This is a genomic window from Dickeya oryzae, assembly GCF_009372235.1.
Classification (GTDB): domain Bacteria; phylum Pseudomonadota; class Gammaproteobacteria; order Enterobacterales; family Enterobacteriaceae; genus Dickeya; species Dickeya oryzae.
This window is the reverse complement of record NZ_SULL01000006.1, coordinates 169,474-192,002: the sequence shown is the minus strand read 5'-3', so window position 1 is coordinate 192,002 and position 22,529 is coordinate 169,474. Positions and strand designations below refer to the sequence as shown.

The 22,529-nt window shown below is 59.1% G+C and carries 22 protein-coding genes; 18 read left to right on the top strand and 4 right to left on the bottom strand.

The genetic code is table 11. The features are described from left to right. The 6 genes from FAZ14_RS12790 to FAZ14_RS12765 all read left to right on the top strand — a co-directional run bounded on the left by FAZ14_RS12790 (position 1) and on the right by FAZ14_RS12765 (position 6,234). Positions 1–1,506, top strand: a complete 1,506-nt coding sequence (locus tag FAZ14_RS12790; protein WP_153508651.1) for a sugar ABC transporter ATP-binding protein — start codon at positions 1–3, stop codon at positions 1,504–1,506. Continuing rightward, a complete protein-coding gene (locus tag FAZ14_RS12785) occupies positions 1,499–2,488 on the top strand; it encodes an ABC transporter permease (protein WP_038925042.1) in 990 nt (329 codons plus the stop codon). Before FAZ14_RS12790 ends, FAZ14_RS12785 begins: the two co-directional genes overlap by 8 nt. Beyond that, on the top strand, positions 2,472–3,572 hold the full coding sequence (locus FAZ14_RS12780) for an ABC transporter permease (protein WP_235914529.1): 1,101 nt from the start codon (positions 2,472–2,474) through the stop codon (positions 3,570–3,572). The genes FAZ14_RS12785 and FAZ14_RS12780 overlap by 17 nt, the downstream gene beginning before the upstream one ends. Next, the gene (gene alsE, locus FAZ14_RS12775; RefSeq protein WP_016943264.1) at positions 3,572–4,264 is read left to right on the top strand and encodes a D-allulose 6-phosphate 3-epimerase; all 693 of its coding nucleotides are present in this window, start codon (positions 3,572–3,574) and stop codon (positions 4,262–4,264) included. The genes FAZ14_RS12780 and alsE overlap by 1 nt, the downstream gene beginning before the upstream one ends. Next, positions 4,261–5,157 (top strand): allose kinase, encoded by an 897-nt coding sequence (gene alsK / locus FAZ14_RS12770; protein ID WP_153508650.1) that lies wholly within the window; start codon positions 4,261–4,263, stop codon positions 5,155–5,157. Before alsE ends, alsK begins: the two co-directional genes overlap by 4 nt. 63 nt (positions 5,158–5,220) lie before the next feature. Then, positions 5,221–6,234 (top strand): ribokinase, encoded by a 1,014-nt coding sequence (locus FAZ14_RS12765; protein ID WP_153508649.1) that lies wholly within the window; start codon positions 5,221–5,223, stop codon positions 6,232–6,234. On the opposite strand, the gene FAZ14_RS12760 is transcribed toward FAZ14_RS12765, so the two are convergent. Together FAZ14_RS12760 and FAZ14_RS12755 are read right to left on the bottom strand one after the other, a co-directional pair. After that, entirely contained in the window at positions 6,197–6,817 is a 621-nt protein-coding gene (locus FAZ14_RS12760; RefSeq protein WP_153508648.1) for a LysE/ArgO family amino acid transporter, read from the bottom strand. The two genes, FAZ14_RS12765 and FAZ14_RS12760, sit on opposite strands and share 38 nt — an antisense overlap. Positions 6,818–6,964: 147 nt before the next feature. Then, positions 6,965–7,750: an HNH endonuclease gene (locus FAZ14_RS12755; protein ID WP_153508647.1), complete on the bottom strand. Its 786-nt coding sequence runs from the start codon at positions 7,748–7,750 to the stop codon at positions 6,965–6,967. Between the two features lie 218 nt (positions 7,751–7,968). On the opposite strand from FAZ14_RS12755, the gene FAZ14_RS12750 reads away from it, so the two are divergent. After that, complete coding sequence (locus FAZ14_RS12750; RefSeq protein ID WP_038925039.1) at positions 7,969–9,360, top strand: MFS transporter; 1,392 nt, start codon at positions 7,969–7,971, stop codon at positions 9,358–9,360. On the opposite strand, the gene pdxR is transcribed toward FAZ14_RS12750, so the two are convergent. Further along, complete coding sequence (gene pdxR / locus FAZ14_RS12745; protein ID WP_153508646.1) at positions 9,357–10,805, bottom strand: MocR-like pyridoxine biosynthesis transcription factor PdxR; 1,449 nt, start codon at positions 10,803–10,805, stop codon at positions 9,357–9,359. The genes FAZ14_RS12750 and pdxR overlap by 4 nt on opposite strands. A 107-nt stretch (positions 10,806–10,912) precedes the next feature. On the opposite strand from pdxR, the gene FAZ14_RS12740 reads away from it, so the two are divergent. Then, positions 10,913–11,362 (top strand): GNAT family N-acetyltransferase, encoded by a 450-nt coding sequence (locus tag FAZ14_RS12740; protein ID WP_153508645.1) that lies wholly within the window; start codon positions 10,913–10,915, stop codon positions 11,360–11,362. Beyond that, a complete protein-coding gene (locus FAZ14_RS12735; protein ID WP_153508644.1) occupies positions 11,359–11,790 on the top strand; it encodes a carboxymuconolactone decarboxylase family protein in 432 nt (143 codons plus the stop codon). Before FAZ14_RS12740 ends, FAZ14_RS12735 begins: the two co-directional genes overlap by 4 nt. 91 nt (positions 11,791–11,881) lie before the next feature. Here FAZ14_RS12735 and FAZ14_RS12730 read toward each other — a convergent pair whose 3' ends face one another. Next, complete coding sequence (locus tag FAZ14_RS12730) at positions 11,882–12,673, bottom strand: DeoR/GlpR family DNA-binding transcription regulator (protein ID WP_038925036.1); 792 nt, start codon at positions 12,671–12,673, stop codon at positions 11,882–11,884. A 344-nt stretch (positions 12,674–13,017) separates the two neighbouring features. Here FAZ14_RS12730 and FAZ14_RS12725 point away from each other — a divergent pair, with 344 nt between their 5' ends. The 9 genes from FAZ14_RS12725 (at position 13,018) to FAZ14_RS12685 (ending at position 22,274) form a co-directional block, all read left to right on the top strand. Next, positions 13,018–13,821: a transketolase gene (locus FAZ14_RS12725; protein WP_016943255.1), complete on the top strand. Its 804-nt coding sequence runs from the start codon at positions 13,018–13,020 to the stop codon at positions 13,819–13,821. Then, positions 13,821–14,744 (top strand): transketolase family protein, encoded by a 924-nt coding sequence (locus FAZ14_RS12720; protein ID WP_193744073.1) that lies wholly within the window; start codon positions 13,821–13,823, stop codon positions 14,742–14,744. The genes FAZ14_RS12725 and FAZ14_RS12720 overlap by 1 nt, the downstream gene beginning before the upstream one ends. Positions 14,745–14,757: 13 nt before the next feature. Further along, positions 14,758–15,561 (top strand): GolD/DthD family dehydrogenase, encoded by an 804-nt coding sequence (locus FAZ14_RS12715; protein WP_033581477.1) that lies wholly within the window; start codon positions 14,758–14,760, stop codon positions 15,559–15,561. 115 nt (positions 15,562–15,676) lie between these two features. Then, positions 15,677–16,612, top strand: a complete 936-nt coding sequence (locus tag FAZ14_RS12710) for a D-ribose ABC transporter substrate-binding protein (RefSeq protein ID WP_015847963.1) — start codon at positions 15,677–15,679, stop codon at positions 16,610–16,612. A 44-nt stretch (positions 16,613–16,656) separates the two neighbouring features. Further along, positions 16,657–17,280 carry a DUF2291 family protein gene (locus tag FAZ14_RS12705; protein ID WP_153508643.1) on the top strand — a complete coding sequence of 208 codons (624 nt, stop codon included), beginning with the start codon at positions 16,657–16,659 and terminating at the stop codon, positions 17,278–17,280. Then, positions 17,280–18,878: a sugar ABC transporter ATP-binding protein gene (locus tag FAZ14_RS12700; protein WP_153508642.1), complete on the top strand. Its 1,599-nt coding sequence runs from the start codon at positions 17,280–17,282 to the stop codon at positions 18,876–18,878. Before FAZ14_RS12705 ends, FAZ14_RS12700 begins: the two co-directional genes overlap by 1 nt. Before the next feature lie 16 nt (positions 18,879–18,894). Continuing rightward, positions 18,895–19,962: an ABC transporter permease gene (locus FAZ14_RS12695; protein ID WP_153508641.1), complete on the top strand. Its 1,068-nt coding sequence runs from the start codon at positions 18,895–18,897 to the stop codon at positions 19,960–19,962. Next, positions 19,955–21,466, top strand: a complete 1,512-nt coding sequence (locus FAZ14_RS12690) for an FGGY family carbohydrate kinase (RefSeq protein WP_153508640.1) — start codon at positions 19,955–19,957, stop codon at positions 21,464–21,466. The genes FAZ14_RS12695 and FAZ14_RS12690 overlap by 8 nt, the downstream gene beginning before the upstream one ends. A gap of 10 nt (positions 21,467–21,476) precedes the next feature. Continuing rightward, a complete protein-coding gene (locus FAZ14_RS12685) occupies positions 21,477–22,274 on the top strand; it encodes an SDR family oxidoreductase (protein ID WP_153508639.1) in 798 nt (265 codons plus the stop codon). Positions 22,275–22,529: the final 255 nt, after the last annotated feature.

Here is a 22,529-nt window from a genome sequence, read left to right as displayed (position 1 = left end):
ATGAACGCGGCGGAACCACAGACGCTGATTGCGCTGGATAACCTGTCGAAAACCTTCGGCGGCAACCGGGCGTTGAGCGATATCTCGCTGTCGCTGATGGCAGGCGAGGTGCACTGTCTGGCCGGCACCAATGGCTGTGGCAAGAGTACGTTGATCAAGGTGATATCCGGGGTGCATGCCCCGGATAGTGGCAGCCGTATACAACTGGGGGAAGGCGACGTTCTTGGTCGCCTGACCGCCCGGCAGGCACGTGATTTCGGCATTCAGGTGATTTATCAGGATCTGTCGCTGTTTCCCAACCTGAGCGTGGCGGAGAACATCGCCTTCGAGCACAACCTGAACGGGCTGTTCGGCTGGTACAGCGCCCGCCGGGTGAGGGAAACCGCACAGCGGATCATCAGCGAATTGCAGTTCGACCTGAAGCTGGATGCCACGGTGTCGACGTTGTCTATCGCGCAGCGTCAGCAGGTGGCGATCTGCCGGGCGCTGGTGGCGGAGGCTCGGCTGGTTGTCATGGACGAGCCGACCGCGTCGCTGACCCGCACCGAAGTCAACCAATTGCTGCGCACCGTGCGCTACCTGAAAGACAAAAACATCTGCGTGGTGTTCGTCAGCCACCGGCTGGATGAGGTGCTGGAGATTTCTGACCGGGTGACGGTGATCCGCGATGGCCGTAAGGTCGGTACCTGGCCTGCCAGTGATATGGACGGCGGCAGGCTGACCGAGCTGATGACCGGCCTGACGCTCGACTATCACCTGAAAACGCCTACCGGCGATCCGGATCGCATCTTGCTGGAAGTCGAGCGACTGAGCCGTGCCGGGCAGTACCACGACGTCAGCTTCCGTTTGCATCAAGGGGAAGTGCTGGGGTTGTGCGGGCTGTTGGGATCCGGGCGTACCGAGCTGGCGTTGTCGCTGTTCGGCATGACCCAGCCTGATAGCGGCAAAATCTGGCTCGATAGCAAACCGGTGCGCTTTCGCCACCATGAAGACGCCATCAAATCCGGTATTGGCTATGTCTCGGAAGACCGGCTGACGCTGGGGTTAATCCAACAGCAGTCGGTGGCGGACAACATGGTGTTGACCATCCTCGACCAACTGCGCAACCGCTTCCATCTGATCGACGAGTACCGCAAGAACAAGGTGATCCTGCGCTGGATCCAGCAATTGGGCGTGCGGGTGGCGGATCCAGAGCAGGCGATCTCCACGTTGTCTGGCGGCAACCAGCAAAAGATCGTGCTGGCGAAGTGGGTGCTGACCCAGCCGCGGATCCTGATCCTCGACTCGCCCACCGTTGGGGTGGATGTGGGGGCCAAAGCCAGCATTTATCAGTTGATCCACCAACTGGCCCGCGAGGGGCTTTCCATCATCCTGATTTCCGACGAAGTGCCGGAGGTCTACTACAACTGCGACCGGGTGCTGCATTTTCAGGATGGCACGGTTCATGCCGAATACCGGCCGCACGATATCGCGCAGCAGCAACTGGCGGAGGTGATCAATGCCTGACGTATCCTGGTTGAAACCGCAGTCGAGCCAGGGCTGGCTGGCCTGGGTGCTGCTGTTTTTCGTGGTGTTTTTCTCGCTTGCCAGTGATCAGTTCCTGACGTGGCAAAACCTGCTCGACCTGGCGGATACCTATGCTGTTACCGGTATTTTTGCGCTGGGGTTGTTCGTGGTGCTGGTGACCGGTGGCATCGACATTTCGTTTGCGGCGGTGGCTTCGGTAACGCAATACCTGATCGCGTCGCTGTTCGTGAATGCCGGTCTTGATAACCCCGTGGTCAGCATCGGGCTGGCGGTGCTGTGCGGCGCGCTGCTCGGCATGATCAACGCGGTGTTGATCTACTCGCTGCGTATCGTGTCGATCATCATCACCATCAGTATGCAGTCGCTGCTGTTTGGCTTGCTGATGTGGCTGACCAACGGCCACAGCCTGTACAGCCTGCCTGACTGGTGGGTGACGCTGCGCAGCGTGTTGCCGTTTACCGTTAACGGCCAGAGCTACCAGATAGGCCTGCCGTTAACGCTGATGCTGGTGATCGCGCTGTTCACCTGGATCCTGCTTAACAAAACCCACCTTGGCCGCCAGTTATACGCCACGGGCGGCGATCAGGAATCGGCGAGGCGCATCGGCATTCGTGTTGGGTTGATCCACCTGCTGGCTTACGGCTACCTCGGCGTGATGGCGGCAGTCGGCGGGCTGGTACAGGTCTACCGCGTCGGCGAAGTGGTGCCGAACGCGCTGGTCGGTGGCGAACTGGACGTGCTGGCGGCCACGGTGCTTGGCGGTGCCAGCCTGATGGGCGGCAAAGGCACTGTCACCGGCACGCTGATGGGCGTGTTTCTGATAGCCATCCTCAAGAACGGCCTCAATCTGATTGGCGTCTCCAGCTACTTCATGAACATCGTGATTGGCGCGGTGATCATGCTGGCGATAACCGTTACCCACTACAAGAAACGGAAGGAAACCGATGTCAGTTTTACCTGAACGACAGGCGTATTCCGCCATCAATACCGTTGCCCGGTTACGTGCCGCTGTCCGTCGTGCGGGTGGTGCACATCCTGGTCTGTTGCTGTTGATAGCCATCGCGGTTGCGGCTTTTACGCTGGCACTGCCGGGACGCTTTCTCACCGATTCGACCTTCATGAGCATGGCATTCCAGTTGCCAGAATTGGGGCTGTTCACGCTGGCGATGTTCGTCGCCATCCTGAGTGGTGGCCTGAATCTGTGCATTATTGCCACCGCCAACCTCACCAGTCTGTTTATCGCCTGGGTGTTGCTGAGTTATTTGCCGCCCGGTGCGGGCACGGCACTGCAACTGTTGTGGCTGGGCATCGGGGTGCTGGGCGCGGTAGCGATCGCGGTGCTGATTGGGGTGATTACCGGGCTGATGGTCACCAAAGTGGGCGCGCACCCGATTCTGGTGACGCTGGCGACCATGATGACAGTCAACGGCACCGGCATCTGGCTGACGCGCGGCGCGGCGGTGAGCGGCATGCCGGAGGTGGTGCGCACACTGGGCTCCGGCACGTTGCTCGGCGTACCGCTGCCGCTCTACCTGTTCTTGCTAGCGGCGGCGGTGATGGCGCTGTTTCTCGGTAAAACCCGTGCCGGTAAATGCATTTACATGGGCGGCAGCAACATCAATGCCACCTGGTTTAGCGGTATCAACACCCACCGCATGCTGGTGCTGGTGTACGTCATCTCCAGCCTGTTATGCGTACTGGCCGGGCTGGTGATGATGGCGCGTTTTAACTCGGCGCGTATCGGCTACGGCGATTCTTACCTGCTGCTGACGGTGCTGGCGATCATTCTTGGTGGTGCCGACCCTAACGGCGGTTTTGGCCGGGTCACCGGCGTGGTGCTGGCGCTGGTGGTATTACAGATCCTCTCCACCGGGTTCAACCTGCTGAATATTAGCCAGCATTTCAGCCTGGCGATGTGGGGCGCGGTACTCATCGTGGTGCTGTCGCTCAAATTTTTCAAAAACCAGTACCTCCATTACCGGGCTGTGCGCCGCAGTGTGCAACAGGCCCACCAGTCACCGTTAAACGATAAAAAGGACGTCTGATGCGTACTCAACTCTCCCCTTCTCTGATGTGTATGAATCTCATGGAGATTAAGCAGCAACTGGCGGTGCTGGATTCGCGGGCCGATTTTCTGCACGTGGACATCATGGACGGGCACTACGTCAAGAACATCACCCTGTCGCCGTTTTTTATTGAACAGATCCGGCCGTTTACCCGCGTGGCGATCGACGTACACCTGATGGTGGAGTCGCCGACCGACTTTATCGACGCGGTAGCGAAAGCCGGTGCAGACGTTATCTGCCCGCACGCCGAAACCATCAACCGCGACGCGTTCCGGGTCATCAACCAGATCCGCGCGCTCAATCGTAAGGTGGGCGTGGTGCTTAACCCGGCGACACCGGTATCGTATATCCATCACTACATCCACCTGCTGGATAAGATAACCGTGATGACGGTGGACCCCGGTTATGCCGGTCAGCCATTTATTCCTGAAATGGTGCGCAAAATCGAGGAACTGCGTGATCTGAAAGCCCGGCATGGCTACCCGTACCTGATAGAGGTGGACGGCTCCTGCAACCAGCGAACGTACGGTACGTTGCTGGCGGCGGGCGCTGAGGTGCTGATTGTCGGGTCTTCCGGCTTGTTCGGCCTGCATGGGCAACTGGAGCAGGCGTGGGACCTGATGCAAGGCCACATCGCGCAGGCGAAGGGCGCGCTAAGCGAGTCCGTGTGATGACTGGCTGGTTGGGTGTGGATATTGGCGGTACCAGCACCCGGTTGCTGGTGATGGATGCACAGCGGCGCTGGTCGGGGTTTCACAAAGTGCCGACCGCCAGTTGGGCCCGCGAGCCGGATGCGCTCGGCGCACTGGCGCAGGTGTTGCGCCCGGTGCTGGCGGCGGCGAGCTGTGCCATCGGCGGGGTGATGCTGGGGTTGCCGGGTATCCTCAGTCATGACCGCCAGCAGGTCGTGTCGCTGCCGTTTATTCCCGCGTTGGATGGTCAGCCGGTGGCACGCCAACTGGCGGAGCGGGTCGGCGTGCCGGTGGCGATGGATAAAGACGTCAACCACCTGATGCTGTGGGATTTACTGCAACTGGAGAGCCTGCCGCAACACGCCGTCGGGATATATCTTGGCACCGGTTTAGGCAACAGCCTGTGGATCAACGGCCAGTTTTACCACGGCCAGCACGGTGGCTCCGGCGAGTTGGGGCACATCCCGTGGCCGGATAATCCGCAGGCTTGTCCGTGTGGCAATGCAGGGTGTGTGGAAACCATCACCAGCGGCCATTGGCTTAGCCAGTGGGCGCAGACCCATTGCCCACAGACCCCGCTTGCCACGCTGTTTTCGGCGCAACGCGATCACCCGGATCTGTGCGCTTTTATCGACCGGCTGGCGCAAGCCATTGCGACGGAAATGAACATTCTGGACCCGGAGTACCTGATTTTGGGTGGCGGCGTACTGTCGATGGCGGACTTTCCGCTGCAACAGCTCCGGTCACGGCTCATGCAGCATTTGCGTCCACCGGTCACCCGACATGGGTTGAAACTGGTGGTGAGCGCCGCCACCGATCACACCGGGTGTCGCGGTGCCTGTCTGGCGGCAGAGCGGTATTTCGGGAAATAACGGCGTGCGGGTGGCGTGTCGCCGTCAAGATGGCGTGGAAGAAAGATCAACGGGAGAAGCGGTATGAAAGGCAAAGTGTGCGTGTTTGGCTCGTTCAATCTGGATATCGTTTCGCATATGCAGCGCTTCCCGGCACCCGGTGAGTCGTTGATTGCTCAGCACAGCATGATGGGGCCGGGTGGTAAAGGGGCGAATCAGGCGATGGCGGCGATGCGGGCAGGCGCACGGGTGCACTACATCGGCAAGGTCGGGCGGGATGACTTTGGTTCTTACGCCCGCCGCCATCTGGAGCACAGTGGTTTTGACGCTATCACCCTGTTTACCTGTAAGGAAAAACCGACCGGCAACGCGCTGATTTACGTGGCGGGTGATGACGCCGAAAACATGATTTCGGTCTATCCCGGCGCAAACCTGACGGTGACAGCGGCTGAAGTCGCCCGTTGTCGACCAACGGTGGCGGCGGCTGACATCCTGTTGATGCAACTGGAAAATAATCTGAACGCTATCCAGCGGATGATGGATACCGCACGTGACGCGGGCACTTACGTCATCGTCAACCCGGCACCGTGGCAGAAGGTCAGCAACGCGTTCTTGCGCCACGTCGATTTGCTCACCCCCAATAGTACGGAAGCCACCCAGCTCACCGGTGTGGCCGTCAGTGACTGGGAGAGCGCCGAACGTGCCGCCGAGGTGCTGCACGATAAAGGGGTGGCAAAACTGATGATTACGCTGGGTACTCAGGGGGCGCTCTTGTCTACCGGCGATAGTCTGGCACGTATTCCGGTTTTCCCGGCACAGCCGAAAGACACTACCGGTGCCGGGGATGCCTTTAATGGCGCACTGGCAGCCCGGCTGGCGGCGGGGGAAACCTTAGCCGAGGCGGCCCTGTTTGCCAGTGCCTATGCGGCTGTCTGCGTGGAGCGGGAAGGGGCGGCCAATGCTATGCCGCTTTATGCGGATGCACAAGCGCGACTACAGGCCTGGCCGACGAAGCGTATCGAGTGGCTGCGCGGTGACGCGAGCGCATCGGGTCGCGTTATCACTGGTACAGAAAGCGGCATAGCTGAAACGCCATAAAAATCATGTAGCAGCCGATCAGTGAGTCAATGATGCGCCAGGTGACGGGCCGGGCGAAATAACGCGAGCAGGCCGCGGCCGTGTAGCCGATGGTATAAAACCAGATCAACGAGGCGCTGACCGTCCCGGCCAGATAAAACGGCTTCAGGTCAGGGGCGATGCCGGAAGAAATACCACCGATAATCACCACCGTATCCAGATAGACATGCGGGTTTAGCAGGCTGACCGCCAGAGTGGCGCTGATCACCGTGCGTCGGCGCAGACCATCCGCTGGCGCGGTAACCGTCAGTTGGTGGTTGCCAAGCCAGGCGCTTTTCAGCGCGTTATAGCCATACCACAACAGAAACAGCACCCCGGCGAGCGTCAGCATGGTGATCGCCGGTTTACTGTCGTTAATGATTTTCCCCAGGCCCAGCACGCCGAGCGTCATCAGCACCAGGTCGCATAAAAAACACACTGTACTGACCCAAAATACATGCTCCCGACGCATCCCCTGACGTAACACAAAGGAGTTTTGCGCGCCGATCGCGACGATCAAACCGGCTCCGGTCATCAAGCCGGTAATAAAAACAGGTAACGGCATGGTTTCTCTTTCATCACAGATAAATCAAATAATAACAATAGGTTGAGCGGCATGGCCGCCCAGTCCTGTACTCGAGGGGGATAATGGATAACTTTCGGCGATAAGGCCAATGAATAGATTTAATCTGTAATTAGTCAGGCTAATACATTACATCTGTTCGTGTTTCCCGAAGAGATGTTTGCGGTGGTGGCGAATGTGCTCAAGTTTAGGGTGATGGTGTGGGTCTGTTGGCAAGTGTAATTGCTTGCCTTCGTATTGCTCGAACTGGTTTTGTACTATCTCGCTGCTCAGCATTTTGAGGCGTGGCGAGAGCATTAACTCCAGGTGGTCGTTAAATCCGATCAACCCTTTGTCAAAGGCTTTGTCGTGCAGCGCGGACAAGCACAGGCCGTTGCTGGGGTCTAAACGGTGCTCGGCGATGTCTTTCCATGGCCGAATATGGCTGGCAATCAATAAAATCGGTTCTTCCAGCCCGGTAATGCAGCAGCGTTCGTCGTAGGCTTTCAACACCCGTTTGCGAAACTGTTGCTGACCCACGCGCACGGTGGTGATGGCCATACGTTCGTGTCCGTAGTAGTCGGGCGGCGCGGCTTCAAGGGCGTGCTGCGAGGTGTCATCCGGCGCGGTTAACGCCGTGACAGCCTGTTGGCATTGCTGCTCAAAGGCTTGTGGGTCACGCTCCAGTTCCTGCCACAGTTCCCTGTCGGCTTTGGATACCTGGCTTAGCCCAGCTCGGCCTGATTTAATCACTACAGGATCAAGGCTAGCGAAGTTCCCCAACTTCATAACCAATGCTGCGGGGGTTCTACCGATTTTGGCCGCATAATACTTAATCAAATGGTTATTGGCGTCTTGTTTACCCGATGGCAATACGTCGTATAGCGTAAACGCGATCAATAATTCGTCTCGTGTCCAGAGTCTTCTTTCGGCCATATCAGCACTTGCTAGTAAGTTAACGCATCACGTTAGTTGATGCGTTAACTATGCCAGGTGGCGATATAAAAATCATGGGGTTCATCAGCAGCACGGAGCACGATTTGCCGAGTGCTTCAATTGCGCCTGCCAGCCAAACCCAGTAGGGTAACAGGTACAAAAAACGTGCGGCGGATAGCCTGCCGTGCCTGCCACGCTTTTCATCTTCGGGTATAACTTTGAACGCTGTTGTCACTTCTCAGGGTTCGGGATCCGTTACTGACGGATTACCGATGCCGGCGCGTCTCGGTGCCATTTTCGCGATTGCATGCGGTATTTCCATGGCGGTGCTGGATGGCGCGATCGTCAACGTAGCGTTGCCGACTATCGCGGGCGATTTCAACACCAGTCCGGCTTCTTCTATCTGGATCGTTAATGCGTATCAGCTGGCCGTCACCATGACGCTGCTGTCGCTGTCGTCGCTGGGCGATATCGTCGGTTACCGTCGGGTGTATCTGGTGGGGTTGGTGCTGTTTACGCTGATGTCGTTTGTCTGCGCGATGTCCGATTCACTGGCGACGCTGACGCTGGCGCGTATTCTGCAAGGGCTGGCGGCAGCTGCGTTGATGAGCGTCAACACGGCGTTGATCCGGCTTATCTACCCCAGAGATCGACTGGGGCGAGGTATGGCGATCAACTCGCTGGTGGTGGCGGTGTCCACCGCTGCCGGGCCGACCATCGCCGCCGGGATTCTGGGCGTGGCGTCGTGGCAATGGTTATTTGCCATTAATGTGCCGTTCGGCGTGGTGGCCATGATACTGGGCTGGCGTTTCCTGCCGCGTAACGATGGCATGAGAACACAACGCTTCGATACCCCAAGCGCGGTACTGAATGCGCTGACCTTCGGGCTGTTTTTCGTGGCGTTGGGGGGCTTTGCCCACCAACAGAATAGCTGGCTGGTGCTGGGCGAATTGTTGCTGACCCTGCTGGTCGGCGGCTATTTTTTCCGTCGTCAGCTACGCCAGCCTTATCCGCTGCTGCCGGTGGATCTGCTGCGTATTCCGGTGTTTGCGTTGTCGATGGGCACGTCGATCAGTTCGTTCTGCGCCCAGATGCTGGCGATGGTCTCGCTGCCGTTCTATTTCCAGAGCGCATTGGGGATGAATGAAATCGAGACCGGTTTGCTGCTGACACCCTGGCCGTTGGCGATCATGGCGGTGGCACCGCTGGCGGGGCGCTTGATTGAGCGTTTTAACGCTGGGATTTTGTGTACCATCGGGCTGGCGCTGTTCGCGCTGGGGCTGTTTTCTCTGGCCTGGTTACCGGCGAAGCCTGGCTATCTGGAGATCTGTCTGCGCATGATGTTGTGCGGCATTGGGTTTGGGCTGTTCCAGTCGCCGAATAATCACACCATCATCAGCGCGGCACCCCGTCATCGCAGCGGTGGTGCCAGCGGTATGTTGGGCACAGCCCGACTGGTGGGGCAGACCACCGGCGCGGCGCTGGTGGCACTGATGTTTAACCTGTTCGGCGGATTAGGGACCCATGCGGCGTTGATGACAGCTGGCACCTTCGCGACGCTGGCCGCCATTGTCAGCGGGCAGCGGATTTCGCGTCTGAAAACGGACTAGTCAGGTTGTTGCCTGATGGCGGGCAGGCGTTGAAACGACGGCAACGCGCAGAGGCGTTGCGTAAGCTGATGCGCCTGCTGCGCACTCACCAGATTGGTGAAACCAAGCAGTAATCCTTCCTCGTGGCCTGGCTGTTGCCGCCACTGGCTCAGTGCCTGAATGGATAACCCGGCACTGACCGCTTCTGCCGCGATATCCACATCGTGCGCGCTGCCCGGCAGCAAGCGGGCCAGCAGGTGCATGCCGCCCGCACTGGTGTGAAGCTGCAAACGGTGGTCGGCAAGCGTGGTAAGTGCGTCTTGCAGATAACGGCGACGCTCAGCGTAGAGTGTGCGCATTTTTCTGATGTGTCGGGCAAAATACCCGTGCTCCATAAAATCGGCGGCGGTGGCCTGCGGCAGGATAAACCCGTTACTGTGCAGGAGGGTGGCTGTTTGCCGAAAGACCCTGAGCTGTGCCTGTGGCACCACCAGATAAGCCAGCCTGAGACCGGGGAAAAACACCTTACTGAAGGTGCCGGTGTAAATAACCCGCTCGTCACTATCCAGACTTTTGAGTGCCGGCAGTGGCCGACCGTGATAGCGGAATTCACTGTCGTAATCATCTTCGATAATCCACGCCCCTCGGCGAGCCGCCCACGCCAGCAACGCCAGACGCCGCGGCAACGAGAGCGCGACGCCAAGCGGGCTTTGATGGGTTGGCGTGACAACGGCGAAGCGGGCATGCCCGGCGTATTGTTCGCCTGCGGCCACATCGATCCCCTCTTCATCCACCGATACCGGAGCCAGTTGCATACCCGCATGCAGCAGAAAGCGCCGCGCCAGCGGGTAGCCGGGGTCTTCATACCAACCCAGATCACCGGGTGTGAACAGCGATCGACAGATCAAATCCAGCGAGCAGTGATACCCGGCGGTGATAAAAACCTGATGCTCTGAGCAGGCGATACCGCGGGAAACACCGAGATAGGCGGCAATCGCACGGCGTAACGGCAGGTATCCCTGTGGGTCAGGGTAGGCGAGCGCCTCACCGGACAGCGTTCGCAGGCATTGTCCCGTCAGTCGGTTCCAGGTTTTGCGTGGAAAGGCATCCAGCGCCGGTAATCCCAACTGGAACGGCAGAATCGCCGGGGGCGGCGGTTCGGGTTGCTGTCGGGACGGCGACGGGGTGACGGGGGGATGACCCGGCGTCAGGTTGGTTAAGCCGGGGGAGACGATCGTCCCAGCCGGACCCTGCGGCAACAGGTAACCTTCGCTGGTGAGTCTCTGATAGGCCGTTTCCACCGTGCCGCGTGCCAGATTCAGCTCGCTGGCGAGGCTGCGCACCGAGGGAACACGCTCGCCGGGGCGCAATTGCCCGGAGGCGATGGCATCGCGGATCCGCTGGTAAAGCTGTTGATGGAGTGGCGTGGACGGTGCTGACGAAAACGGTCTGGTCAGAAAATCCATCGGCTATGTCCTTATCAAAATGACATTTCTTGCCCCTGTTGAGTAGGCCATTGTCGGCCTACAGTAACCCGCATTGCAACCCTCTTCATGGCGTAAGGATCGAAATGATGGCTGACATTCATCTGGCATGGGCCACGAGTCAGGCGGAACAACGGGCGTGTTTTAGTCTGATGCAGGCCTTGCGACCGCATTTAACCGACGGCGAGCAATTTGTTCGTCAGGTGCAACGGCAGGCACAGCATGGCTACCAGTTGCTGGTCGCCTGGCAGGCCGATGTTGCGCTTGGGCTGGCTGGGTACCGGGTGCAGGAAAATCTGGTGTATGGGCGCTTTCTGTACGTTGATGACCTGGTATGCCGGGACGAGGTGCGCGGGCAGGGCATTGGCGATCGGCTGATGCAGGCCATGTATCAGGAAGCGGCACGCGAACAGTGTGCCCAACTGGTGCTGGATTCTGCGTTATCCAATGCGTTAGCCCACCGTTTCTATTTTCGTCAGGGGCTGTTGGCGCGAGCCCTACGTTTTAACGCGCCGATCTACAGTGGAGAAACACGATGAGTACATTACGTTTGCCGTATGCCACGCTGTCGCCGGAAGCCTACCAGGGGCTGTTGACGACCAAAAAAGCGCTGGAGAAAAGCACGCTCGGTCTTGAACTGATCGAACTGGTTTATTTACGCATTTCGCAAATCAACGGCTGTGCCTTTTGTTTAAACATGCACGCCGGATGGTTGCGGCGCGCAGGCGTCAGCAATGAAAAAGTGGATAGTCTGGCAGGGTGGCGGGTGTGTTCGTTATACAGCCCGCGTGAGCAGGCCGCGCTGGCGTGGACGGAATCACTGGTCGACGTGGCGCAGACCCATGCACCGGATGCGGATTTCACACCGCTGCGCGACCACTTCACCGAGACGGAGATAGCCGATCTTTGCTTTGCCATCGCCCTGATGAGCGCGTTCAATCGGCTGGCTATCGGAGCACGCCAGTAGCCAGCGTACCACCGGGGGGGGGGCGCGAGCGTCCCGGTGGCAAGCCTCTGGTTGTCTGCGAAAGCGATTCCTGCGACCTGATGCTGCGGGTTCAGCTCGCCACCATCACCGTAACCCCCAGCGCTTCGAAGGCGTTGACGGCTTCCTGGCTGATGCCGGCATCGGTGATCAGGTAGTGGATGTTGCTCCAGTCGCACGGCAGGGCAAACATCGATACCTTGCCTATCTTGCTGGAGTCCGCCACCACATACACCGTTTTGGCGGAGCGGATCATCGCGCTTTTGACCTTGATGTCGGTTTCGCTGGGAAAGCTCAGTCCCATACGCGGGGAGATGGCGGCGGTGGCGAGGAACAGTTTTTCGGCCAGCACGTTTTCGAAAAAGCTGGCGGCCTTTTCACCCGAGGTGGAGAGCGTAGGAAACTTGAAGGTGCCGCCGGTGAGCAGGATATTGATGCCGGGTTCGCCGCCCAGTTTGAGCGCGATATTGACCGCGGTGGTAATCACCGACAGCCGGTGAATCGCCGTCATGTGTTCGACGATAGCGGTGGTGGTGGTACCGGAATCGAAAATCACCGTGTCGCCATTTTCTATCTGCGTGGCAGCCAGCCGACCAATGGCGTCTTTCTCTGCCAGATTGATCTGCCGTTCCAGCAGCAAGGCACCGGTATTTTGCTTGCCGGTCACCAGCGTGGCCCCGCCGTAATAACGTTGAACGTAACCCTCTTTTTGTAATTCACGCAGATCGGTGCGGATCGTGGCTTCGGTCAGCCCGAAGGTTTCGGTCAACATTTTCACGGTGACGGTGCCGTCTTCGCGCACCATCTCCAGAATTTTCTCCCTGCGTTGCTGCATATCCGCCAGTTGTTCACTTTTGCTTTTCAATCGAAACTCTCCTGTACCGAAACCGGTGACGATGTTCCGTCGTCAACCCGCTAATTGACATCAAGTTTACCCTTCACCTGCGTGGAATGCGAGGTGAAGGCGGCGAAAAAGCATGGACATTTTCGCTGACCCCGCCATGCGATCCTCCAGTTCTTGCGCTGTTTACGCCCGCAGTGTGGTGCTGATAGCCGATCGTTGCGCTCTGTGGGTGGTTTTATTTTGATCTGCTTTTGTTTGATATTTGATCTCGTCCACAGAATAGGCTAAATAGAGGGTGTATGTTTTCGATCGAAAATCAATTGAAAGTGATCGGGAGCGATTTGTCAGCGATCAGGAGGTATAGGGTGGACGTACAGACAATCAGACAGACAGCGCGACAAGCCCGGCGCTATGTGTTGCAGATGAATCATCGGGCGGGCAAAGGGCACACCGGCGCGGACCTGTCGGAGGTGGATATTATCTGCACCCTGTTTATGGCGGTGATGGATCGTTCGCAGGCGCGGCCGAATCAGGATCGTTTCATTTTGTCGAAAGGCCACGGCGCAGGCGGGCTGTATTGCAGTGCCGCGGCGATGGGGCTGATCGACCCGGCGATACTGGATCAGTTTATGGGTGACGACACGCTGCTGGCGGGCCATCCGATTCACCAGAAACTGCCGGATCTGGTGGAGATTAACTCCGGGGCGTTGGGGCATGGGTTGTCGATCGGTGCCGGGCTGGCGCTGGGTAACAAACTGGCAAGCCGTGCGCATCGTCGCGTCTTTGTGCTGATGGGCGACGGTGAACTGGCAGAAGGTTCCAACTGGGAAGCGGCGATGGCCGCCAGCAAATTCCGGCTGGATAACCTGGTCGCCATTGTCGATCGAAACCGTCTGCAACTGGCGGGCAAAACCGAAGACATCATGCCGCTGGAGCCGCTGGCAGATAAATGGCGCGCCTTTGGTTTTGAGGTGGTCGAGTGCGACGGCCATGACCCGGCGGCCATCATCGACGCGGTAAACGCGCCAACCGTTGGCAAGCCGCGGGTGATCCTCGCCAATACCGAAAAAGGGCACGGCATTTCGTTTATGGCCAACGTACCGGCCTGGCACCACGCGGTGCCGAATGATCAACAGCTGGCGCAGGGGCTGGCGGAGCTGGAGGAGTGATGATGCAAGACTTACGTGATGCCGTAATCGCCACGATGCTCGAAGAGCAAAACGCAGGCGCTAATCTGTGCGTTGTGGTGGCGGATTCCACCTCCACGTCGAAAATCGCACCGTTCGAGAAAGCCTTCCCTGAACGGGTGGTGAACGTCGGGATTGCCGAGCAAAACATGGTCGGGATGGCGACCGGTCTGTCGCTGAGCGGCCCGACGGTCTTTACCGCTAATGCGGCACCGTTCCTGCTGGCACGTTCTAACGAACAGGTGAAGAACGATATCTGTTATACCGACGCTAACGTCAAAATGCTGGGGCTGAACGCCGGGTTCGCCTACGGCCCGCTGGGGGCGACCCACCACTGTATGAACGATATCGCGATTGCCCGTTCGTTCGGCAATTTGCAGATTTTCGCGCCTGCGGATGCGGTGCAGGCCAGCGCGGTCGTGCGTTATGCCATTCATCATCGTGGGCCGGTGTATATCCGCATGGACAGCGACAAAGTGCCGGTGCTGCATGAGCCTGGCTGGTCGCTGACGCCGGGCAAACCGGAAGTGGTGCAGCAAGGGAGTGACGTGGTGGTGTTTTGCCTCGGCACTCTTGTCCATGAAGCGTTGGCCGCCGCGACGGATGCCACCATCATATCCTTACCTTCATTGTGGCCTTTAGATGAAATATCACTGTTGGAAATTATTAGTGAGCACCGGTATGTGATCTCGATGGAAGAACACGTACTCAGTGGTGGCCTTGGCAGCATCATTGGTGAATTGTTGCATAAACACCATGCGCGGCAGCGCTTCACCGCACTGGGTGTCCCACCTTATGAATTTACTCATAGCAGCAGCCGCAGCGCCTTGCGTCGTCAGTTTCATATCGACGCTGCCGGACTGCGCTTAACCCTGGAACAGCTTGCGTTACGCACCATTGCCTGAGGAGAACAACCTGATGAGTCATGACAACGAGTATGACGTGAATTTGCGTTATGGCGTGGATACCGGGCTCAGCCTGAACGACAAGGTGGCGGTGGTCACCGGTGGGCTGGGCGGTATCGCCATGGCGAGCAACGAAATGCTGCTGGAAAAAGGTGCGCGTCTGGCGCTGCTGTATCCCGCGTTTGAGCGTGACAAAGCGGCGCAGGCTGCCGAACAGTTTGACCCGACGCGGGTGCTGCTGGTCGAGTGCGACGTCACCGCGCCCGCCGACGTGGAAAACGCGTTTGCCACCGTCGCGGCGCACTACGGCCAGATAGACATCCTGGTCAACTGCGCGGGTTACGTGATGCTGCAACCGGTGCTGGAAACCGATTTCGACGAATGGCAAAAGCAGCTTGCCGTCAACCTGACCGGCCCGTTCCTGTGCTCGCAAGCGGCGGCGCGCCACATGGTGGCTGCCGGTCGCGGCGGCAAGATTATCAATATTGCCTCGCAAGCGGCGTCTATCGCTATCGACAACCACGTGGCCTACACCTCTGCCAAGGCGGGGTTGCTGGGCATGACCAAGGTGATGGCGAAAGAGCTGGCAGCGCACCACATCAACGTCAACACACTGTCGCCGACGGTGGTGCTGACGCCGATGGGCGAGAAAGCGTGGCGTGGTGAGAAAGGCGAAGCGATGAAAAAGCTGATCCCACTCGGGCGTTTTGCCTACACCGATGAAATTGCCGCGGCGGTGCTGTTTTTCGCCAGTAACGGCAGCGACATGATCACCGGCGCTGATTTGATGATCGACGGCGGATTCACCATCTGGTGATGGCCGAAACGCATTGCCCATAGATTTAAAAACAGATTTAAAAATAGATTCAAAAACAATTGATTACGCTGTTTCGCTGTACCCCGACAATAACGAAAGATAGAGAGATATCATCATGAAATTGCGTTCAATGCTGTTAACTGCTGCCATCACCAGTGCCTTATCGCTGACCGCCCACGCGGCGGAAAAAGGCACCATCATGATTCTGGTCAATTCACTGGATAACCCCTATTACGCGTCAGAGGCGAAAGGGGCAGACAAGAAAGCACAGGAGCTGGGGTATAAAACCACGGTGCTTTCCCACGGTGAAGACGTGAAGAAGCAAAGCGAGCTTATCGACGCGGCCATCGGCAAGAAAGTACAGGGTATCGTGCTGGATAACGCCGATTCTACCGCCAGCGTCGCGGCGATCAAAAAAGCGAAAGACGCCGGCATTCCGGTGGTGCTGATCAACCGCGAAATCCCGGTGGATGACGTGGCACTGGAGCAGATTACCCACAATAACTTCCAGGCGGGTTCCGATGTCGCCAACGTGTTCGTCGAAAAGATGGGCGAGAAAGGCAAGTACGCCGAGCTGACCTGTAGCCTGGCGGACAACAACTGTGTGACCCGTTCCAAATCCTTCCATCAGGTGCTGGATCAGTACCCCGGCATGGTGAGCATTGCCCGTCAGGATGCCAAAGGGACGTTGATCGACGGCAAACGCATCATGGACAGCATTTTGCAGGCGCACCCGGATGTGAAAGGGGTGATCTGCGGTAATGGCCCGGTGGCGCTGGGGGCGATTGCCGCGCTGAAAGCCGCCGGTCGTAATGATGTGGTGGTGGTCGGCATCGACGGCAGTAACGATGAACGCGACGCCGTGAAAGAAGGCTCGCTGAAGGCCACCGTGATGTTGCAGGCGCAGGCCATCGCCGCGCAGGGCGTGACCGACCTCGACAACTATCTCCAGAAGGGCGTGAAACCCGCCAAACAGCGCGTCATGTTCCGCGGCATCCTGATCCAACAGGGTAACGCGAGCAAGGTGCAAGACTTCAACTTCAAATCCTGAGTCCATGCTGTCGCGCCCCTGCGGGGGCGCAGAAGGAGAAGAGTATGTCCAGACAAGTCTGGCTGGCGCTGGCCATTCTTGGGTTGGGCGGATGCCGCATCGTGTCGCAGCAGGAACTGGCCGACCTGCGTCATCCCCCTAATCCCCATATGGCGAATATCGGGCAAACCTGGCAACAGAAGCTGGTGCCGCAACTGGTCAAAGAAGCGCGTCCGCTTGCCGCCTTGCTGAAAGACCTGCAAAGCAGCAGCGATATGGATGCTGCCTGTAAGCAGTTTGGTTACCGTTCGCAGGATGAAAACGCCTGTGTGTTCACGGTGCGTATCACCGGCACGGTGGAACAACTCGATACCGCTTCACGCAGCGGCAAAATGCTGATTAAAGACGCCGACGGCCAGAGCATTCCGGTGCAACTGGGGCCGACGTTGCGCGGTACTGACCTGCGCGACAGTTATAAAGGCGCGAGTTATCAGGACTTTAACGACCAGGTGTTGTACGGCGATTTTGGCCGCGCCATCAATCAGCAGGCCCTGACGATGATTCAGGCGGCGCACCCGAAAGTGGGCGACCGGCTCGACGTGGTGGGGGTGTTCAGTAGCTGGGATATCCCGCAGGCGGTGCCGGATATCACACCGGCGCAGATAACGCGTGACGGTAAGGGGGGATGATGGCGGATATGAGCATGCCGATGAGAGCGGTGATGATGCCGGTAACCCCGGTGGTCACCACGGCATCGCCGACGACGCAGGCTGAGACCGCGCCGGAGGTGATTATCGAAACCCGCGACCTGTCACGCGTTTATCCGGGGGTGACCGCGCTCGATCAGGTCAACTACCGGGTGTATCGCAATAAGGTCAACGTGCTGATCGGTGAGAACGGCGCGGGTAAATCCACCATGATGAAGATGCTGGCCGGGGTGGAAACGCCGTCCTCCGGGCAGATTCTGCTGGATGGCAAACCGGTGACGCTGGGCTCGACCCAGCAGGCGGAACAACAGGGTATCAGCATCATTTTTCAGGAACTGAACCTGTTCCCCAACATGAACGTGATGGACAACATTTTCATCGCCAATGAGTTTTTCCAGCGCGGCGTCATCAACGAAAAATTCCAGTACGCGCTGGCGAAAACCTTGCTGGAGCGACTGGAACTGGATATCGACCCCTACACCCCGCTGGGCGAGCTGGGCATCGGCCATCAGCAACTGGTGGAGATCGCCCGTGCGTTATCCAAAGACACCCGGGTGTTGATTATGGATGAGCCGACCTCGGCGCTGAGCCAGTCGGAGGTGAAGGTGCTGTTCGGCGTGATAGAACAGCTCAAACGGCGCGGCGTCACCATCATTTACATCTCCCACCGGCTGGAAGAGCTGATGGAGATTGGCGACCACATCACCATTTTCCGTGACGGTCGTTTCATCTGCGAGCGTGAAGTGCGCCACGCCAGCGTGCCCTGGATCATCGAACAGATGGTCGGCGACAAGAAAAAGCATTTTGACTACCAGCCTGCGCCGCAGGGCGACACCGTGCTGACGGTGAGCGGGCTGACGGCGCTGCACCAAAGTGGCGGTTATCGCCTGAACGACGTCTCGTTTAGCCTGCGCAAAGGCGAAGTGGTGGGGATTTACGGCCTGCTGGGCGCCGGGCGTACCGAACTGTTCAAAGGGCTGATCGGCCTGATGCCGTGCCAGCAGGGCAGCGTGCAACTGAACGACGACTGCCTCGACGGGTTGGGATTTCGCCAGCGGCTGGAAAAAGGCATCGCGCTGGTGCCGGAAGACCGGCAGGGCGAAGGCATGGTGCAGTTGATGTCTATTCGCGCCAACATGACGCTGTCGTCGTTTAGCCTGCGCGGCTTCTGGCGCGCCTGGACATGGCTGCGTGAACCGGATGAGGCCCGCCAGGTGGATGAGATGGTGCGCCAACTGGCTATCAAGGTCAGCGACGACGAACTGCCGATCACTTCGCTATCCGGCGGCAACCAGCAGAAGGTGGTGCTGGGCAAGGCGCTGATGACCCGGCCGCAGGTGGTACTGCTCGACGAGCCAACCCGCGGTATCGATGTGGGAGCCAAAACCGATGTCTACCACCTGATCGGGCGTATGGCGCAGCAGGGATTATCGGTGATGTTTTCGTCGTCCGAACTGGACGAAGTGATGGCGCTGGCGGACCGTATTCTGGTGATGGCTGACGGCCGCATCACCGCCGATCTGCCGCGCAGTCAGGTTACCCGCGAAATCCTCATCAGCGCTTCCACCCCTCACGACTAACCGGCCGGAGTTCATCATGAGTCAAAAATACACGTTGTATATGTACCTGCTGAAGGCCCGTACCTTCATCGCTTTGCTGATCGTGATTGTCTTCTTCAGCCTGATGGTGCCGAATTTCCTCACCCCATCCAACCTGCTGATCATGACCCAACATGTGGCTATCACCGGGCTGCTGGCTATCGGCATGACGCTGGTGATCCTCACCGGGGGTATCGATCTTTCCGTCGGTGCGGTCGCCGGTATCTGTGGCATGGTGGCCGGTGCGCTGCTCACTAACGGTATTCCACTGTGGGGCGGCAATATCCTGTTTCTCAATGTGCCGGAAGTGATCCTGGTCGTATCGGTGCTGGGGATGCTGATTGGGCTGGTCAACGGCGTGGTGATCACCCGGCTGGTGGTGGCACCGTTTATCTGTACGCTGGGCATGATGTATGTCGCCCGTGGTGCTGCGCTGCTGTTCAATGACGGCAGCACCTACGCCAATCTCAACGGCATGCCTGAGCTGGGCAACACCGGTTTTGCTTTCCTGGGTTCTGGCACGCTGCTCGGTATTTATCTGCCGATCTGGCTGATGCTGGCGTTTTTGCTGCTCGGCCTGTACCTGACGCGTAAAACCCCGCTGGGCCGCTATATCTATGCCATCGGCGGCAATGAGTCCGCCGCCCGTCTCGCCGGGGTGCCGATCGTCAACGTCAAAATCTTCGTCTACGCCTTTTCCGGCCTGTGTGCCGCGCTGGTGGGGTTGGTGGTGGCCTCGCAACTGCAAACCGCCCACCCGATGACCGGCAATATGTTCGAGATGGACGCCATCGGTGCCACCGTGCTGGGCGGCACCGCGCTGGCGGGCGGACGCGGTCGGGTTTCCGGTTCGATCATCGGTGCGTTTGTGATCGTGTTTCTGGCCGATGGCATGGTGATGATGGGCGTCAGCGACTTCTGGCAAATGGTGATCAAGGGGCTGGTGATCGTCACTGCGGTGGTGATCGACCAGTTCCAGCAGCGGCTGCAAAACAAGGTGGTCATGATGCGTCGCCATGAAAAAAAGCAGTCAGTTAACCCGTTGTCGGAGGTGAGCCATGTCTAGAGACGTGATCATCGCACTCGACGAAGGCACCAGTAACGTCAAGGCGGTGGCGATTGACGCGCTCGGTCAGGTGGTGGCGCGTGCGTCACGCCCGCTTGGCCTGATGACCCCGCATGCCGGTTGGGTGGAGCAGGACGGTGAGGCGCTGCTGGCCGGGTCATTCGTGGTGGTGCGCGAGGTGATAGCCCAGGTCGGGGCTGAACGGGTCGCGGCGCTGGCTATCAGCAACCAGCGGGAAACCGCTATCGGCTGGCGGCGTGATAACGGCCAGCCTATCTCCCCGGCGCTGACCTGGCAGTGTTCCCGCTCGGCACCGTTTTGCGAACAATTACGGCACAGCCAGCAGGAGGCCGCTATCCGCGCGGCGACCGGGTTGCCGGTGGCCCCGCTGTTCTCCGGCTCGAAAATGCGCTGGCTGCTGGACAACACGCCGGATGGTCACGCCCGAGCGGCGCGTGGTGAGATTTGCCTCGGCACCATTGATGCCTGGCTGCTGTGGCACCTGACCGGCGGGCGGCAGTTCCGTTGTGATCTCTCCAACGCTGCCCGTACTCAGTTGCTTAATCTGCACCACCTGCAATGGGATGACGGGATGCTGGCGTTGTTCGGCATTCCACGCGCCGCGTTGCCAGAGCTGATGCCGTCGGCCGGTGAGTTCGGCGTGACCTGCGGCGTGCCCGGCGTGGCGGACGGCATCCCGATTCTGGCGATGGTGGGCGATTCCCACGCCGCGCTGTACGGCCACGGGCTGGGGCGTGCGGGTGGGGTGAAAGCGACTTACGGCACCGGCTCGTCGGTGATGGCCCCGCTGGGCGTGCCGGATACACGTATCACCACCCTGGCGACCACTGTGGCCTGGCACGATGGTGAGCGGGCGGTCTATGCGCTGGAGGGGAATATTCCCCATACTGGCGATGGTGTGGCCTGGATGCTACAGGCCACCGGGCTGAACGCCCTGCCGGAGGCGGCACTGAGTGAGGCGTTGCAGACGTTGCCCACCAGTATCGAGTCCACCGACGGGGTGTATTTCGTCCCGGCGCTGACCGGTGCGGGTGCGCCCTGGTGGAGCGATCGCGCGCGTGGCCTGATGTGCGGACTCAGTCGCGGCAGTGGTCAGGCGCATCTGGTACGTGCCGCTCTGGAGGCGATCGCCTACCAGATAGCCGATGTGGTGACCGCAATGAAGCAACACCCGGATTTTCATCTGGCGCAGTTGATGGTGGATGGCGGGCCGACCCGCAACGGCTGGTTGATGCAGTTTCAGGCTGACCTGCTGGGTTGCCCGGTGGCGCGCAGCACCACCACCGAACTCTCAGCGCTGGGGGCCGGGTTACTGGCGCGGCGCACTCTGGGCCGGTTGAGCGATCAGCAACTGGAACCGTTACTGCCGACGCACGACAGTTGGCTACCGGACGAGGCGCGCCATCAGCGTTATCAGGCGAGCTGGCAGGGGTGGCAGGAGGCGGTACAACGTACCTTGTGGCAGGCGAATCATCCTGAGTGAGGAGCAGACGATGCAACGCGATTTTCATGGGAAGACGGTGGTGATTACCGGTGCCTGCCGCGGGATTGGCGCTGGCATCGCCGAACGGTTTGCCCGCGATGGCGCTCATCTGGTGATGGTGTCCAACTCGGAACGGGTGATGTCGACAGCAGCGGATATACAGCACCGTTATGGCACAGAGGTGTTGCCACGGGTGGTGGATGTCACCGATGAAGCACAGGTGCAGACGCTGTATCAGCAGGCGGCAGAGCGCTTCGGGCGGATTGACGTGTCGGTACAAAACGCCGGGGTCATCACCATCGATTATTTTGACCGGATGCCGAAAGTCGATTTCGAGCGGGTGCTGGCGGTGAATACCACCGGCGTGTGGCTGTGCTGCCGCGAGGCGGCGAAGTATATGGTGAAGCAGCAGCACGGTTGCCTGATCAATACCTCGTCCGGGCAGGGGCGCAAAGGGTTTATCTATACGCCGCACTATGCCGCCAGCAAGATGGGCGTCATCGGCATTACCCAGAGCCTGGCACAAGAACTGGCCCCGTGGAACATCACCGTCAACGCGTTTTGCCCCGGCATCATCGACAGTGACATGTGGGACTACAACGACCGGGTATGGGGTGAAATCCTCAGCACCGAGGAAAAACACTACGGCAAAGGGGAACTGATGGCAGAGTGGGTGCAAGGCATCCCGCTCAAACGTGCGGGCAAGCCGGAGGATGTGGCCGGGCTGGTGGCGTTCCTTGCATCAAGCGACGCACGCTACATCACCGGCCAGACGATCAATGTGGATGGCGGGTTGATCATGTCGTAGGGAGCCGACGGAATATCAATGCCCGCACCGGAGGTGCTCTCTGGTGCGGATGTGGGTATTTTACTCATGAGAGGATGCCCTCGTCGGATGACGGGGATTGGCAACAGCATCGACATCGCGTTCAGTTCAGCAGCGGTGGGATCCGGTATATCGCAGCATTTAGGCTGGCCCTCAGTTTCTGTAACGCGGTTCGCAAAATGCCCTGCAATACGGCGAAAAAAACTACCGGGCGCTTACTCCCTGCGTTTCCCTGCT